15 protein-coding genes are annotated in these 15,394 nt (G+C 63.6%); 14 read left to right on the top strand and 1 reads right to left on the bottom strand.

The window, feature by feature from the left end; genetic code table 11:
* Window positions 1-28 precede the first annotated feature (28 nt).
* Complete coding sequence (locus EKH49_RS07360; protein WP_128470311.1) at window positions 29-937, bottom strand: proteasome assembly chaperone family protein; 909 nt, start codon at window positions 935-937, stop codon at window positions 29-31.
* A gap of 83 nt (window positions 938-1,020) precedes the next feature.
* On the opposite strand from EKH49_RS07360, the gene EKH49_RS07355 reads away from it, so the two are divergent.
* From EKH49_RS07355 to EKH49_RS16855, 14 genes are all read left to right on the top strand, one after another.
* Window positions 1,021-1,734, top strand: coding sequence for an HAD family hydrolase (locus EKH49_RS07355; protein WP_128470310.1), 714 nt, complete (start codon window positions 1,021-1,023; stop codon window positions 1,732-1,734).
* Entirely contained in the window at window positions 1,731-2,858 is a 1,128-nt protein-coding gene (locus EKH49_RS07350) for a site-2 protease family protein (RefSeq protein WP_128470309.1), read from the top strand. Before EKH49_RS07355 ends, EKH49_RS07350 begins: the two co-directional genes overlap by 4 nt.
* Before the next feature lie 42 nt (window positions 2,859-2,900).
* Window positions 2,901-3,959: a tRNA (adenine-N1)-methyltransferase gene (locus tag EKH49_RS07345; protein ID WP_128470308.1), complete on the top strand. Its 1,059-nt coding sequence runs from the start codon at window positions 2,901-2,903 to the stop codon at window positions 3,957-3,959.
* A 148-nt stretch (window positions 3,960-4,107) separates the two neighbouring features.
* Window positions 4,108-5,817, top strand: coding sequence for a proteasome ATPase (gene arc, locus EKH49_RS07340; protein ID WP_442903503.1), 1,710 nt, complete (start codon window positions 4,108-4,110; stop codon window positions 5,815-5,817).
* A complete protein-coding gene (gene dop, locus EKH49_RS07335) occupies window positions 5,814-7,430 on the top strand; it encodes a depupylase/deamidase Dop (protein WP_128470307.1) in 1,617 nt (538 codons plus the stop codon). Before arc ends, dop begins: the two co-directional genes overlap by 4 nt.
* Before the next feature lie 67 nt (window positions 7,431-7,497).
* Entirely contained in the window at window positions 7,498-7,683 is a 186-nt protein-coding gene (locus EKH49_RS07330; protein WP_038991046.1) for a ubiquitin-like protein Pup, read from the top strand.
* Between the two features lie 78 nt (window positions 7,684-7,761).
* On the top strand, window positions 7,762-9,135 hold the full coding sequence (gene pafA / locus EKH49_RS07325; protein ID WP_128470306.1) for a Pup--protein ligase: 1,374 nt from the start codon (window positions 7,762-7,764) through the stop codon (window positions 9,133-9,135).
* Window positions 9,136-9,256: 121 nt separating this feature from the next.
* Entirely contained in the window at window positions 9,257-10,192 is a 936-nt protein-coding gene (locus EKH49_RS07320; RefSeq protein ID WP_161567470.1) for an FKBP-type peptidyl-prolyl cis-trans isomerase, read from the top strand.
* 16 nt (window positions 10,193-10,208) lie between these two features.
* Window positions 10,209-10,604: an FKBP-type peptidyl-prolyl cis-trans isomerase gene (locus EKH49_RS07315; RefSeq protein WP_066138294.1), complete on the top strand. Its 396-nt coding sequence runs from the start codon at window positions 10,209-10,211 to the stop codon at window positions 10,602-10,604.
* Window positions 10,605-10,697: 93 nt separating this feature from the next.
* A complete protein-coding gene (locus tag EKH49_RS07310) occupies window positions 10,698-12,704 on the top strand; it encodes a helix-turn-helix transcriptional regulator (RefSeq protein WP_128470304.1) in 2,007 nt (668 codons plus the stop codon).
* A 45-nt stretch (window positions 12,705-12,749) separates the two neighbouring features.
* Window positions 12,750-13,064: a hypothetical protein gene (locus EKH49_RS07305; protein WP_128470303.1), complete on the top strand. Its 315-nt coding sequence runs from the start codon at window positions 12,750-12,752 to the stop codon at window positions 13,062-13,064.
* Window positions 13,065-13,095: 31 nt separating this feature from the next.
* The gene (gene tatA / locus EKH49_RS07300) at window positions 13,096-13,311 is read left to right on the top strand and encodes a Sec-independent protein translocase subunit TatA (protein ID WP_022875116.1); all 216 of its coding nucleotides are present in this window, start codon (window positions 13,096-13,098) and stop codon (window positions 13,309-13,311) included.
* Between the two features lie 9 nt (window positions 13,312-13,320).
* The gene (gene tatC, locus EKH49_RS07295; protein WP_128470302.1) at window positions 13,321-14,187 is read left to right on the top strand and encodes a twin-arginine translocase subunit TatC; all 867 of its coding nucleotides are present in this window, start codon (window positions 13,321-13,323) and stop codon (window positions 14,185-14,187) included.
* A 28-nt stretch (window positions 14,188-14,215) separates the two neighbouring features.
* Window positions 14,216-15,394: DEAD/DEAH box helicase (locus EKH49_RS16855; RefSeq protein WP_236641072.1), on the top strand; the 1,179-nt coding region annotated here is incomplete at its 3' end.

The following is a 15,394-nucleotide window of genomic DNA, read 5'->3' as shown; positions in this document are numbered from 1 at the left end:
CTGCTTCGCACGCACCCCGGGGTCCGCTTCAGATATCGTAGTCGGACCCCGGGCCGTCCGTGCGGTACTTTCCGCGGCGGCGCAGGTAGCGCTCGAATTCCCGGGCAATGGATTCGCCGCTGGCCTCGGGCAGCTCGCTGGTGTCGGTGGCCTGCTCCAGCTGCTCGACATACTTGGCGACATCCGGATCCGCCGCCGCCAGCTCGTCCACCCCATGCTTCCAGGCCAGCGCATCCTCGCGCAGCTTCTGGTCCCGCACGGAGACCGGGAGGATCTCCTCCAGCAGCTCGATGATGGCCAGCTGGACCCGCGGGCTGGGGGACTGGGCGACATAGTGGGAGAGCTGCGCCCAGAGCGAGAGGCTCGGGATCCCGTAGCGTTCGAATTCGACGCCGAGCACCGAGGGGATTCCGGTGGGCCCCTCGTAGCTGGAGGCGCTGATCTTCAGGTGCTCCTGCAAGCGCGCATCGTCGCTGGCCAGCGAGGTCGGCACCGGGCGGGTATGCGGCACGTCGGCCAGCAGCGCGCCCACGCTCAGCACCGCATGGGCATTGTGCGCCTGCGCCACCTTGATGATCCGGGAGCAGAACGCCTGCCATTTGAACGTCGGCTCGACCCCGAGGACCACCAGCAGGTCGGCGGCCGCCTGCGGCAGCGCGATTTTGAACAGCTCGGTGCGGGGCCATTCCACGACGCGTCCACTCTCGGTGCGCCGGGTCTTGGGCCTGGTGAACTGGTAGTCGTAGAAGTCGTCCTCGCCCACCGTGGCCAGATGCTCGTACTCGTGGGATTCGAGCAGCAGACGCACGGCATCCGTCGCCGCCGAGCCGGCGTCGTTCCACCCCTCGAAGGCGGCCAGGACAATGGTGGGGCGAATCTCATGCTGGGTTTTGGCGATATAGCTGTCCAGCGTCGGGGCGTGGTATTCCTCGTTCATTGACGACTCCTTGGCAGCACTCGATGTACCCGGCGTGGCTCGCCGAGGCGGCTTAGCCCCACTCTTCCATCTAGAATGGACTCATGCCAAGCACCAGTTTTGACTTTGCCGCCGGAACCAAGCCCGCAACCCCGCAAGCCGTGTTGTGGGATATGGACGGCACGCTGATCGACACCGAGCCCTACTGGCTGGCTGCCGAAGCCGAGCTGGTGGTCTCCCATGGCGGAACCTGGAGCCATGAGCAGGGCCTGGCCCTGGTCGGCAACGCGTTGCCCGATGGCGCCCGCGCCCTGCAGCTGGCCGGGGTGCAGCTGGAAATCCGCGAGATCATCGACTGGCTCTCGGCCCGGGTGGTTGCCGGCATCCGCCGCGAAATCCCCTGGCGCCCTGGAGCGCGCGAGCTGCTGGCCGCCTGCAATCAGGCAGGGATCCCGCAGGCCTTGGTGACCATGTCCGAGCGCAGCATCGTCGACGAGCTGATGCTCGCCATCCCCGAAGGCACCTTCCAGGCCAGCGTGACCGGCGAAGAGGTAGCCCACGGCAAGCCGCACCCCGAGCCCTACCTGCGCGGGCTGCGGCTGCTGGGCGAAGCCACCGGCCAGCAGCTGTCCGCCTCCCAGTGCATCGGCTTCGAGGATTCGGTGCCGGGCATCGCCTCGGCGTCCGCGGCCGGGCTGCATGCGGTGCTGGTTCCCAACGCCACCGATCCCGGCGAGGGCAAGTGGCGCCGGATCGATTCCCTGGCCTTAGTGGATGTGGCCGCAATGTCCCGCTGGCTGGTGCAGGTCAGCGCGTGAGCGATACCCAGGAAAAGTCCCCCGGAATCAAGCTGGGCCGCATCGGCGGCGTCCCGGTCTACCTCTCCAGCTCGTGGTTCATCATCACCGCGGTGATCACCTTCAGCGTGGGCATCCAGCTGGCGCGCGGCGGCATTATCCCGCCGCTGAGCGCCTACCTGATGGGCCTGGCCTGCGCCGTGGCCATCGCTGTGGCGGTGCTGGTCCACGAGGTGGCCCACGCGATGACCGCGCGCGCCTTCAAATGGCCCGATGCGCATATTGTGCTGACCCTGATGGGCGGGCACACCCAGTTCGGCTCCTTCAAGGCCAAGCCCGGCGCGTCGCTCTGGGTGGCGCTCTCCGGGCCGCTGTCCAACTTCGTGCTGGCCGGATTGGGCTGGCTGGTGATCCAGAACGCCACCCTGGGCGTGTACCCGAACCTGCTGCTCGACTTCTTCGTCTACGCCAACCTGCTGCTCGGCGCCTTCAACGCGCTGCCCGGGCTTCCGCTCGATGGCGGGCGGCTGGTCGAGTCCATCGTCTGGAAGGCGACCGGTTCCCAGTTCAAGGGCACCATCGCCTCGTCCTGGGTGGGCCGGGCGATCGCCGTGGGCCTGATCGGCTACTTCGTCATCTACCCCCTGGTCCGCGGCGAGCAGCCGCAGATCATCACCGTGGTGGTCGGCATCATGGTGGCGATGTTCATGTGGCAGTCGACCACGCAGCTGATCGCGCACTCCAAGATGATGCTGAACCTGCCCACGGTAATCGCCACCGACCTGATGCGCCCGGCTTCGGCCATGGTCTCGCACGCGAGCGTTGCCGACGTGCTGGCGCGCCAGGCAGCACGCGGGGGAGAGATCATCCTGGTCGACCCGAAGGGGATGCCCGTCGGGGTCATCGACGCGCAGGCCTTGTCCCGGGTGGATCGAAGCCAGGCGGCGCAGGTTCCGGCGCTGGCGGTCTCCCGCGCCCTGGGCCAGGGCGCGATCGTCGCCGAGGATTCGGACGGGCGCGCGCTGATCGACTACCTGGCCAGCGTGGAGAGCGCCGAATACGCGGTGATCAGCTCCACCGGGAACGTGGTGGGCCTGCTGCACCAGCGGCAGATCGTCAACGCCGTCACCGGACGCCGCAAGTAGACTTCTAGACAGACTGAAAGCACCAAGAAAAGGATCACATCAGTGAGCGAAGCCATCAGCCAGGCCCCCCACGGAGCGGCAGCCCGTCGCGGCCCCTTCCGGGTCGGGGACCGCGTGCAGCTGACCGACGAGAAGCGCCGGATCAACACCATCACCCTGCAGCGCGGCGGGGAATTCCACACGCACAAGGGCGTGCTGCCGCACGAGGACATCATCGGGTTGCCCGAGGGTTCGGTCATCGAGAATGCGGACGGCTTCCGCTACCAGGCCCTGCGCCCGCTGGCCAAGGACTTCGTGCTCTCCATGCCGCGCGGCGCCACCGTGGTCTACCCGAAGGACGCGGCGCAGATCGTGCAGTTCGGCGACATCTTCCCGGGCGCCCGCGTGGTCGAGGCAGGCGTCGGCTCCGGCGCGCTGTCCATCTCGCTGCTGCGCGCGGTGGGCGACGAGGGCTTCCTGCACTCCTTCGAGCGCCGCGAGGAATTCGCCGACATCGCCCGCGGCAACGTCTCTACCGTCTTCGGCGGAGACCACCCGTCCTGGCAGATCTCCATCGGCGACTTCCAGGACAAGGTTGTAGAGCTCGAAGAGCCAGGCAGCATCGACCGCGTGGTGCTGGACATGCTCAGCCCCTGGGAATGCCTTGACGCGGTAGCCACCGTGCTGGCGCCGGGCGGGGTATGGACCAACTACGTCTCCTCAGTGACCCAGATGTCCCGGGTGGTCGAGGCGATTCGCGCCTCCGGCCAGTTCACCGAGCCCGAATGCTTCGAAACCCTGGTGCGCGGCTGGCACGTCGACGGCCTGGCGGTGCGCCCGGACCACCGCATGGTCGCGCATACCGCCTTCCTGATCACCTGCCGCCGGCTGGCCGACTCGGCCGACGGCATCCCGAAGGCCAAGCGGATCAAGGAGCACTCCTACTCGGACGCGGACCTCAGCGCCTGGACCCGCGATCACGCCGAGGACGAATGGACGGCAGAAGCCCTGGGCGAGCGCGGCCTGTCGGACAAGAAGCTGCGCCGTGCCGCGCGCGACGCCAACCAGGCGGTGCGCGTGCGCGCGGCTGAGGAAAACGCCGAAGGCGCCGGCGGCGCCTGAGCAGCATCCGCATGCTGAGACACAACGTCTCATTATGCGGCCTTAGGCCCCGCGTGTTCTGCACTCGGGGCCTTCAGTTCCTAGGATGGAAGCAAGCCGGTGCGCCATGCACTGGAAAAACTTCATCAGGCTCCCAGAACGGGCCCGGATGGCGTTGGATGTTGGAGGTTGGAACGTGAACGATAATCGCGAAGCAGAACAATTGGCCGAGCGGCTGCAGATGACCGAACGCCAGGTCAACGTGCTGCGCGACAAGAACCGCAACCTCGACAAGCAGCTGGCAGGAATCAGCGGGAACAACAAGCGGCTAGTCGCCCTGCTGGAAACCACGCGCGAGCAGATCATCAACCTGAAGGCCGCGCTGGAAAAAGACGGCGACACCCCCTTCAGCCACGGCACCATCGTGGCCAAGCACCCGCGCAAGCACCCCGAACCGGGACTGGGCATCGAATCCACCGGCGCGCAGGCGGCCGACGTGATCTACTCCGGGCGCAAGATGCGCGTGGCGGTCAGCCCGCTGCTGGACTTCGAGAAGCTGGTCATCGGCCAGCAGGTGCTGCTCAACGAGGCACTGGTGATCGTTGCCGCCCTGGGCTTCGAGGAAACCGGGGAACTGGTCACGGTCAAGGAACTGCTGGAAAACCACCACGCAGTGGTCATGGCCCGGGCCGATGACCAGCGCGTGATCGAGCTGGCCGGACCGCTGCGCGAGATGCACCTGCGCGTCGGCGACCAGCTGTCCATCGATTCCCGCTCGGGCATGGCGGTCTCCCGCGTCCAGCTCACCGACATGCAATCCCTGGTGCTCGAAGAAGTGCCGGACATCGCCTACTCGGATATCGGCGGGCTGAACTCGCAGATCGAAGCCATCAAGGACTCGGTGGAACTGCCCTTCACCCATCCGGAACTGTACCGCGAGCACGGGCTGAGCGCGCCCAAGGGGATCCTGCTCTACGGCCCTCCGGGCTGCGGCAAGACGCTGATAGCCAAGGCCGTGGCCCACTCGCTGGCCCAGCGGGTAGCCGAGCGCAAGGAAGGCACCAGCAACCGCAGCTACTTCCTGAACATCAAGGGCCCGGAGCTGCTGGACAAGTACGTGGGCGAAACCGAACGCCACATCCGGCTGATCTTCGCCCGCGCCCGCGAAAAGGCGCTGCACGGCGATCCGGTCGTGGTGTTCTTCGACGAGATGGAAGCGCTGTTCCGCACCCGCGGCACCGGCGTCTCCTCGGACGTGGAAACCACCATCGTGCCGCAGCTGCTGGCCGAAATCGATGGCGTGGAGCGGCTGGACAACGTGATCGTCATCGGCGCCTCGAACCGCGAGGACATGATCGACCCGGCGATCCTGCGGCCCGGACGGCTCGACGTCAAGATCAAGATCCGCCGTCCCGACGCCGAGGGAGCCGCGGAGATCTTCAGCAAGTACTTGACCACGCAGCTGCCGCTGCACGCCGAGGAGCTCGAGGCCGACGCCGGCGATGCCTCCGCCACCATCGCCCGCATGATCAGCGAGGCGGTGAAGGCCATGTACTCCACCGAGCGGATCAACGAATTCCTCGAAGTCACCTACGTCACCGGGGATACGGAGGTGCTGTACTTCAAGGACTTCGCCTCCGGCGCGGTCATCCACAACATCGTGGACCGCGCCAAGAAGCACGCCATCAAGGCGCTGATCACGGACAACGAGCGCGGCCTGAAAACCGAGTACCTGCTGCGCGCGGTGCGCGAGGAATTCGCCGAGCACGAAGACATGCCCAACACCACCAACCCCGATGACTGGGCGCGGATTTCCGGGCGCAAGGGCGAGCGGATCAGCAACATCCGTTCCCTGGTCAACCAGCAGGCCGGCAAATGAGCGCCCGCCGGCTAGTCGGCCTGGAAACCGAATACGGCATCATCCGCACGAACATGCCCAAGGCCAACGCCACGGTGCTCTCGGCGCAGATCGTTGACGCCTACGCGCAACTGGTCGCCGAGCAGGACTCGGCGGCCAAGGCCGCGCGCTGGGACTATTCCGACGAATCCCCGCTGGCCGATGCGCGCGGCTTCGCCATGGACCGCGCGCAGGCGCACCCGAGCCAGCTGACCGACGTGGAACCGGGGCTGGAGGACGAGGGCATCTGGACCGCCGAGTCCATTGCGCTCGACGGCAATGACGCGCATGTGGGATCCACGCTCTACCAGGAGAAGGACTCCACGGATGTAGTGATGAATATGGTGCTGGGCAACGGCGCACGCCTGTACGTGGACCACGCCCACCCGGAATACTCCAGCCCGGAAACGATGACGCCGCGCGACGCGGTGCTCTGGGACCAGGCCGGCGACGAGGTGATGCGCCGCGCCGCCCAGGCCGCCGCGCGCCTGGGCAGCGGGGAACTGCTGCTCTACAAGAACAACACCGACAACAAGTCGGTCTCCTACGGATCGCATGAGAACTACCTGATGCCGCGCGGCATCGAGTTCTCCGCCATTGCCAGCGGGCTCACCCCGTTCTTCGCCAGCCGCCAGATTTTCTGCGGTGCCGGGCGGGTAGGCCAGGGCATGCTCAACGAACGGGCCGCCTTCCAGATCTCCCAGCGCGCCGACTTCTTCGAAGCCGAAGTGGGGCTGGAAACCACGATCAACCGCCCGATCATCAACACCCGCGACGAGCCACACGCGAACTGGGACAAGTACCGGCGGCTGCACGTGATCATCGGGGATGCGAACCTCGGACAGATCCCCACCCTGCTGCGCGTGGGCACCACCAACCTGGTGCTCTCGCTGATCGAAGCGGGCATGGCCCCGCAGCTGGAACTGGCCGAGCCGGTCCTGGCCTTGCAACAGATCAGCCACGATCCGACGCTGAAGGCCAAGGTGGGATTGCGCGGCGGGGTGCAGCTGACCGCCATCGAGATCCAGCGCCATTACCTGCACGCGGCGGAAAACTACTGCGCGGCACGGGGGATTGCGGATCCGGATACCACCGAGATCCTCACCCGTTGGGCGCAGATGCTGGATCTGCTCGAGCGCGACCCGATGGACGCTGCCGATCAGATCGACTGGATCGCCAAATACCAGCTGGTCAACGGGTTCGCCCAGCGCCACGGAGTGGAGCTGTCGGATCCGCGGGTGGCGATGCTCGATCTGCAATGGGCGGATCTGCGCACAAACAAGGGGCTGTACTACCGGCTGGCCGAACGCGGAGCCATCCAGACGCTGTTCAGCCAGCAGGAGATCAACCAGGCGGTCAGCGCGCCGCCCGAGAATACCCGCGCCTACCTGCGCGGCATGACCCTGCAGCGCTATGCGCCGTATGTGGTCGCGGCGAACTGGGATGCGCTATCCTTCGCCGTGCCCGGGGCGCGCAAGATCAGCCGCTTCCACATGCCCGAGCCGCTGGCCGGAACCCGGGCGCAGGTGGGCGAGCTGTTCGAGGCCGAGTTGGAGATTGCGGAATTTATCGACGAATTGGCGCGGCACCGCTAATCGGCGCAGAATAGGTATGAGTCCCGGTGCGTAATTCCGGGATTCGCGACTACGTCAGGAGAAAACGATGACCCAGGAAAGCTTCTCGTCCCGCCGCAACACCCATGACCAGCAGGCCGAAGCCGAGCAGGTCCAGGTGAACACCACCGGCCAGTCCGCCGGCGTGGACGACCTGCTGGACGAGATCGACTCGGTGCTGGAATCCAACGCCGAGGAGTTCGTGCGCGGATTCGTGCAAAAGGGCGGCCAGTAAGCCCGCACGGGCTTTCGGCTTTGGACGTCGTGTTCTGCCACCCGGCGCAGAACCGCAGTTGAGGGGAAGTAGCTTCGCGTGGATCGCAGAATTTTTGGTCTGGAAACCGAGTTCGGACTGAATTATGTCCCGTCCGATGGGCGGCGGCTCACCCCGGAAGATGCCGCACGGCACCTGTTCAAACCGGTGGTCAGCTGGGGGCGCAGCTCGAATGTCTTCCTGGAGAACGGCTCGCGCCTCTACCTGGATGTCGGTTCGCACCCCGAGTACGCCACCGCCGAATGCGACCAGCTCAAGCAGTTGATCGCCCATGACCGCGCAGGCGAAGTCTTCATGCTCGACCTCGTCGACCAGGCCGAAGACCAGCTGGCCGAAGAAGGCCACGAAGGCCGGATCTACATGTTAAAGAACAATGTGGACTCCGCCGGCAACTCCTACGGGTGCCACGAGAATTACCTCATCCCGCGCAAGATCGAGTTCAAGCGCCTGGCCGACATGCTCATCCCCTTCCTCGTCACCCGCCAACTCTTGTGCGGTGCAGGGCATCTGATCACCGATGAGGGGGAGACCAAGTACGTCTTCTCCCAGCGCGCCGACCACATGTGGGAAGGGGTCTCCTCGGCCACGACGCGCTCGAGGCCGATCATCAACACCCGCGACGAGCCGCATGCGGATGCGGAGTACCACCGCCGGCTGCATGTCATCGTGGGCGATTCGACAATGAGCGAAACCACCCAGCTGCTCAAGATCGGCGCCACCGACCTGGTGCTGCGGCTGATCGAATCGGGGGAGATCTACCACGATTTGCGGCTGGAAAACCCGATCCGCTCGATCCGCCAGATCTCCCATGACTTCACCGGCCAGACCGTGGTGCGGCTGATGGGAGGCGACGAGCCCACCGCACTGCAGATCCAATGGATCCTCTTCGAATCGGTCAAGGAATTCATCGCCCGCCACGGCGCGCACCACGACCAGGTCGACACCGTCCTGGAATTATGGGAACGCACCCTGAACGCCGTGGAGAGCCAGGACTTCTCGCTGATCGACAAGGACATCGACTGGGCCATCAAGCACAAGCTGCTGATGGGATATGCGCGGAAGAATTCCCTCGAGCTCTCGGCGCCACGGCTCGCGCAGCTGAACCTGACCTATCACGACATCGATCCGCAGCGCGGGCTGTTCCACCTGCTCAAGCGCCGCGGCCTGGCCAGCTCGGTGGTCTCCGATGCCGAAATCCTGCAGGCGGTGAACAACCCGCCGGCCACGACACGCGCGGCGCTGCGCAGCAAATTCATTCGTGCCGCACGGGCCAACGGACGGCGCTACAGCGCGGACTGGGTGCACATGAAGTACGAGGACGGTCCGGGCGGCATCGTGCTGTGCAAGGACCCGTTCGCTACCAGCAATCCGCAGATCGACGAGCTCATCGAGCTGATGGGCCAGCAGCAATAGCAAGCTGGAAACAAGTATTTACACAGCAAAAACATCTATGCTGGACGCAGGCCATTTCGAGCCATGCCCTTCAGGCAAGCCCGCAATGCAAGACCAGCTAATCCAACCGGAAAGAAGATTCGTGCGAAAAGTTTTGGCAGTATGCGCCACCGCGTCCATCCTTGCCCTGGCGTCCTGCGGTTCGGGTTCGTCAGACCTGAGCGACATCGACGTCAAGCCAGCGGCAGATGACAAGACCGCACCGGAGGTCAAGTTCGATGCCCCGTTGCTGACCGAGAAGGCAGAAGCTGTCACCGTGGTGGAGGGCGAGGGAGCGGACGTCAAGGAAGGCGACACCATCCAGATCCAGTCGGGCCTCTACAAGACCATTGACGGCCTGCTGACCAATGAGAACTTCACCGCCGATCCGTCGCCGATGAAGGTTGACGAGACGCTCAAGGAGCAGATGCCCGAGCTGTACGACACCCTGCTGAAGTCCCAGATTGGCGACTGGATCGCCTATGCGGCGATTGAAGGCGTGCAGCAGGCAGATGGTTCCGTGGCCGAACCGGTCGAAGGCTCGCGTGCCGAACGGCTGATCGTGATCAAGATCGCCGATTCCAAGAGCCCTAGCCAGACCCTGGGCCAGGACGAGGTCAAGAAGCTCAAGGACGAGGGCAAGCTCCCCACCGTGAAGACCGGCAAGGGCGACCCGCAGATCACCATCCCGAAGGACACCGAGGCTCCTGAAGGGCTGGCCGTGGACGTCCTTGAAGAAGGAGACGGACCAGCCGTTGGCGAAACCTCGAAGGTCACCGCCCACTACCACGGCGTGCGCTGGGAAGACGGCAAGAAGTTCGACGGCAACTTCGGCAGCGAAGAAGGCTTCGAGGCCGATATGGCCGGAGGCGTGATCGAGGGCTGGCTGCAGGGCTTCCAGGGCCTGAAGGAAGGCAGCAAGGTCTTGCTGACCATCCCGACCGACTTGGCCTACGGCGAAACCGCTGAAGCCCAGGGCCGGCCTGCAGGCCCACTGGTCTTCTACGTAGAATTAGACAAGGTAAGCGAAAGCAAGTAACAGAAAGGCCGTGAGCATGTCGTTCGGAGAACGCAACTACGACCGCACCAAGCCCGAGATCGATTTTCCGGGCACCGACGCTCCTGAAGAACTGGTCATCACCGACCTGATCGAGGGAACCGGCGCTGAGGTCACCCCAGGCACCACCGTCCAGGCGCACTACGTAGGCGTTGCCTGGTCCACCGGCGAGGAATTCGACTCCTCCTGGGGCCGCGGGCAGACCCTCGACTTCCCAGTGGGCGTCGGAATGGTCATCCAGGGCTGGGACCAGGGCCTGCTGGGCATGAAGGTCGGCGGCCGCCGCCGCCTGGACATCCCGTCGCACCTGGCCTACGGCGAGCGTGGCGCCCCGGGTGCCATCGGTCCTAATGAAGCGCTGATCTTCGTTGTCGATTTGATGGGCACGAAGTAATTCCATGTGCTGGCAACGGTCCCGATTCACGAATCGGGGCCGTTGCTGTCTTAAAAGTCATCGTTGCAAGTGAAAATTGGTTACTGTAGGCACGTGAGCACAAAGCAAACTCCTGGACCCAGCAAGGCAGAACGCCTGACCAGCCTCATCTATGCGCTGGCTACCAAATCACGGAAGTTCAACGCCGAGCGCATTGGATCATACCTGGTGCCGGAGGGCACCAAGGAAACCCGCGAGAAGGCGCTGGATCGCCTCAAGGACGACATCCGCAATGACTTCGGGCTGCAGCTGGACAAAGAAGTGATCGACGATGTCACGTACTACAGCATCGATACGACCGATTGGTTCCTGCCGCCGGTGGAATTCAGCCCTGCGGAAGCTGGCCTCGTCGCCTTGGCCGCGAGCCTGTGGAAAGACACCAAGCTGCAGACGCTCGGGCTCAACGCAGCGGCCCGGGTCACCGGGCTGGAAGGCGATGCCGCTCCGGTTGCCCCGTTGGCCGGCTCACTGGTTCCGCGCCTGTCCATGGAAGAGCCGAACTTCCGGGAATGCGCCCTGGCCGTCTTCAACCGCAACACGTTGAAGTTCGCTTACATGTCCTCCAACGGGACGCGCAGCGACCGCATCGTCGATGTGTGGGGGATCGGCCAGCGCTACGGCAACTGGTACTTCACCGGCTACGACCATACGCGGGACGACACCCGCGTCTTCCGCCTTTCGCGGGTGCAGGGCAAGTTCGCCAACTTCCGGCATGGCGGTGCTGGGTCCAACGGGCAGTATCGTGCCCGTCCGGCAGATTTCGACATGACCCGGGTGCTGCAGGACTTCGACCTGCAGCACCCGGGGCTGATGGCAACGGTGCTGCTCCTGGGCGATGACGCCATTCCGCTGCGTGCCCAAGCAGTGAATGGACGCAGCGACCAGGATGAGCTGCAGATCGGCTATGCGGATCCGCATTCATTTGCCCGGCAGCTGGCCGCCTACGGTCCGGCAGCCAAAGTCCTGGCGCCGGCCGAACTGGCGGCGCAGGTGCATCAGATTCTGCGCGACGCACGCACCGCCCAGAGCAGCCAGGGCACCGAGGACGACTTTGCAGACGTGAAATTCCGTCCGCATCGCGCCACCGGCCGGGGCACCACCACGACCCAGGTCATGCGGAATATCGACATGATCCAATATGTGCACGCCCACGGTGTCGTGGAAATCGGGGAGCTGGCCGAACGCTACGCCATGAGCGTTGCCAAGGTGCGCGAAGAGTTGGCCATGATCATGATGTGCGGCGTGCCAAACGGCCAGCACGATGAGCTGATCAACGTCAACGACGGAGACGTCGAGTCCGATACCGTGACGATCTCCAATGCGGCACTGCTCGCCGAGCCGCAGAAGCTGGCACCGCTGGAGGCAGTGGCCGTGCTCGGCGGGCTCAATGCCCTGGCGAGCATTCCCGAGTTCGAGCACCAGCAGGTGCTCGATGCCGCGCTGGCCAAGGTCAACTCCGCCGTGGCCCGCTTTGACGGCTGGAGCGGGGCGCTGGGCTTCGCGCTCTCCAAGGCTCGGGAGAACGACATTCCGCAGCAGCTGGTCCAGGCGATTCGTTCCCAGGACGTCGTGCGCATCGACTACTACTCGGCTAGTTCGCGCACGCACCAGCTTCGCGATGTGGAACCGATCCGGCTCATTGAAGATGGCGCAGTGCAGTATCTGCGCGCATGGTGCCGAAAACGACACAGCGTATTAACTTTCAGGGTGGACCGGATGTTAAGCGTGGAAACTATCGGTGAACACTTCGAGCTGGAATCCCGGCATGAAGACCAGCAGGATGTCCAGATCCGATACGAATCCAGCGACGAGGATCTAGAGGTCATTGTCCATGTTGACGCGGAAATCCTGCCGGTTATCGAAGCATTCCATCCTTCATCCTGGTCTACGGGAAGGGTCGGTGCCGGATATTTGGCCAAGGTCCAGTTCTCGGATCACCAAGTAGCTGCGCCGCTGGTGGCTCGCCATAGCGGTAAACTGACTGTGGTCTCTCCTGACGCTACGCGCGAACATGTAGTGGGTTGGTTGGACGAGGCTATCGCAATGTATGAGGATAAGTAAATGCTTCCTTGGTGGTTCTGGGTCCTTTTGTGGACTGTACTCATTTTGGCAACAGTACTCGCAGCGGTGATTGCCGGCTTCCGTTTGTTCAAACGGGGCATGGCGGTCGTCGAGGGCCTTGGCGACGCGGCTGATCACATCAGCACCGGTTTAAGCCAGGAAGGCACCGTCGTCGAATACGCCGCGAACCCGCGCCGCTACCCGCACGGAACCGATGCAACGCATGGGGATCCGGAGATGATCAAGGCGCTTCGCCTCCAGGGGAAAGCCGAAAGAATCGAGGCGCGTCGAGTGCGACGTGTCGCACGTCGAGCACAGCGCGGCCAGGCTCAGAACATGCGCGATCTGCGCCTGTTCTGACGTAGACTTAAAGAAAGAGAAGGGAATCCACATGGGTGGCTTACAGGGATGGCATCTGGTCATCATTATCGTGCTGGCGCTGCTGCTGTTCGGCGCTCCAAAGCTTCCAGGCTTGGCTCGCTCGATGGGTCAGTCGTTGCGCATTTTCAAGTCCGAGGTTCGCCAGATGAAGGACGACGACCCTAAATCGGAAACCGTTGATGGCACCGTCAATGAACCGAACCCCAACGAAAAGAACAACTCGTAGACCTCTTCAGTGGCAACAAATAAAGACAAGAACCCGCGCGGCAAGAAGAAGCGGGTCAAGAACGACGAAGGCCGGATGGCTCTTAAAGAGCATCTGATTGAAGCGCGCAACCGGTTATTCAAGTCGCTCATTGCGCTGACCTTGGGTACGGTTGCCGGCTTCTTCGTTTACGACTGGTTGCTTGCCTTGCTGATTGCACCTGTGAAAGATGCAGGCGGCTCGGTAGTATTCACCGCAGTGATGTCGCCTTTCGACATCATGATCAAGGTGGCGCTCTTCGTCGGCCTCATCGTTTCCTCGCCGGTATGGCTCTACCAGTTGTGGGCATTTATCGTCCCGGGGCTGAAGAAGAACGAGCGCCGGTTGAGCTACAGCTTCGTCGCCGCGGCGGTGCCGCTGTTCCTTGGCGGTGTCGCGATGGCCTACTTCGTTCTGCCTTTCGCACTGGAATTCTTCATCAGCCTTTCGCCGGAGAACTCCGACAACCTGCTGAACATTTCCGAGTACCTGCCCTTCATCTTCCGCCTGCTGCTGGCCTTCGGCCTGGCCATGCTGGTGCCAGTGCTGATGGTCGGCCTGAACATGGTGGGCATCCTGCCAGCCAAGCTCATCTTGAAGCACTGGCGCATCACCGTCTTCCTAATTGCACTGGTGGCTGCCATGGCTGCACCGGGTGGCGATGCGATCACGATGTTCGCGTTGGCTGGTCCATTGTTCATCACCTTCGCGGTGGCCACCTTGATCTGCCACTTCAATGACAAGAAGCGCGCAAAGAAGCTGGCGGCGCTGGAAGCCGAGAATGAGCGCCTGGCCAGCGGCGGAACTTCTGGCATAGATACCCCTAGCCCGATTGACGAACCGAAATCCCAGCTCTGAACCAGGGCGAGAAAGTGAACGACCACAAGTGACTTCACCCGCGGAACGCTACGCGATTTCCAAGGCACGGCAGGTCGAAAACGGCACTGCACTTCCGGAATTCCGAGCCAGCATCTCCTTCGACCTGGATCCGTTCCAGGCCGAAGCCTGTCAGAAGGTCGCAGAAGGGCACAGCGTCCTGGTCGCCGCACCCACCGGCGCCGGCAAGACCGTAGTTGGCGAATACGCCATCTACCAGGCGCTGGGTGAGAACCGCAAGGCTTTCTATACCACGCCGATCAAGGCGTTGAGCAACCAGAAGTATTCGGAACTGGTCAACCGCTACGGTGCCCAGAAGGTCGGATTGCTGACCGGCGACACGTCGATCAACTCCGAGGCGCAGATCGTGGTGATGACTACCGAAGTGCTGCGCAACATGCTCTACGCGGATTCCCAGACCCTCGACGGCTTGGGCTACGTGATCATGGACGAGGTCCATTACCTGGCCGATAAATTCCGTGGCGCCGTCTGGGAAGAAGTCATCATCCATCTGCCGTCCAACGTGCAAATCATCTCTCTCTCGGCGACCGTATCCAACGCCGAGGAATTCGGCGGCTGGCTGGATACCGTCCGGGGCCAGACCGACATCATCGTTTCCGAGCATCGTCCGGTGCCGCTGTTCCAGCATGTCATGGTCGGCCCCAATGTGGTGGACTTGTTTGCCGAGGATGTGGCCTTCGACAAGGTCGCTGAAGACGATTCAAAAGCCTCGGTCAACCCCGAATTGCGCAAGCTCGTCCGCTCGCACAGTCCTGGAGGACGCGTGCAGCGCGGCCGTGGAAACGGCGGCCGAGGCCGTGGCGGCCGCGCACCCCAGCGTGGATCTGGGATGGGTCATCGCATCAGCCGCCCTGCGGTGATCGGCAAGCTCGACCGTGCCGCTTTGCTGCCAGCGATTTTCTTCATTTTTTCGCGCAAGGGCTGCGATATGGCGGTCCAGCAGTCCGCCATGGCGGACCTGCGCCTGACGACCAATGAAGAAGCGGCCGAGATTGCCCAGGCTCTGGATGAAGTTGCCTACCGGATCCCCAGCGAAGACCTGGACGTTCTCGAATTCTGGTCCTGGCGCGATGGGCTCGTTCGCGGCTTTGCCTCGCACCACGCGGGCCTGCTGCCGATCTTCAAGGAAATCGTTGAGGACCTCTTTGCGCGGAACCTGATCAAGGTG

Source organism: Glutamicibacter sp. HZAU, assembly GCF_004100365.1.
Lineage (GTDB): Bacteria > Actinomycetota > Actinomycetes > Actinomycetales > Micrococcaceae > Glutamicibacter > Glutamicibacter nicotianae.
This window is presented reverse-complemented; position numbering and strand designations above follow the sequence as displayed.

Bases quoted from the DNA above. Each gene is read 5' to 3' on its own strand.
- tatA (WP_022875116.1), top strand. From the start codon at position 13,096: ATGGGTGGCTTACAGGGATGGCATCTGGTCATCATTATCGTGCTGGCG.
- arc (WP_442903503.1), top strand. From the start codon at position 4,108: ATGGCGTTGGATGTTGGAGGTTGGAACGTGAACGATAATCGCGAAGCA.
- EKH49_RS07330 (WP_038991046.1), top strand. From the start codon at position 7,498: ATGACCCAGGAAAGCTTCTCGTCCCGCCGCAACACCCATGACCAGCAG.
- dop (WP_128470307.1), top strand. From the start codon at position 5,814: ATGAGCGCCCGCCGGCTAGTCGGCCTGGAAACCGAATACGGCATCATC.
- EKH49_RS07315 (WP_066138294.1), top strand. From the start codon at position 10,209: ATGTCGTTCGGAGAACGCAACTACGACCGCACCAAGCCCGAGATCGAT.
- EKH49_RS07360 (WP_128470311.1), bottom strand. From the start codon at position 937: ATGAACGAGGAATACCACGCCCCGACGCTGGACAGCTATATCGCCAAA.
- EKH49_RS07355 (WP_128470310.1), top strand. From the start codon at position 1,021: ATGCCAAGCACCAGTTTTGACTTTGCCGCCGGAACCAAGCCCGCAACC.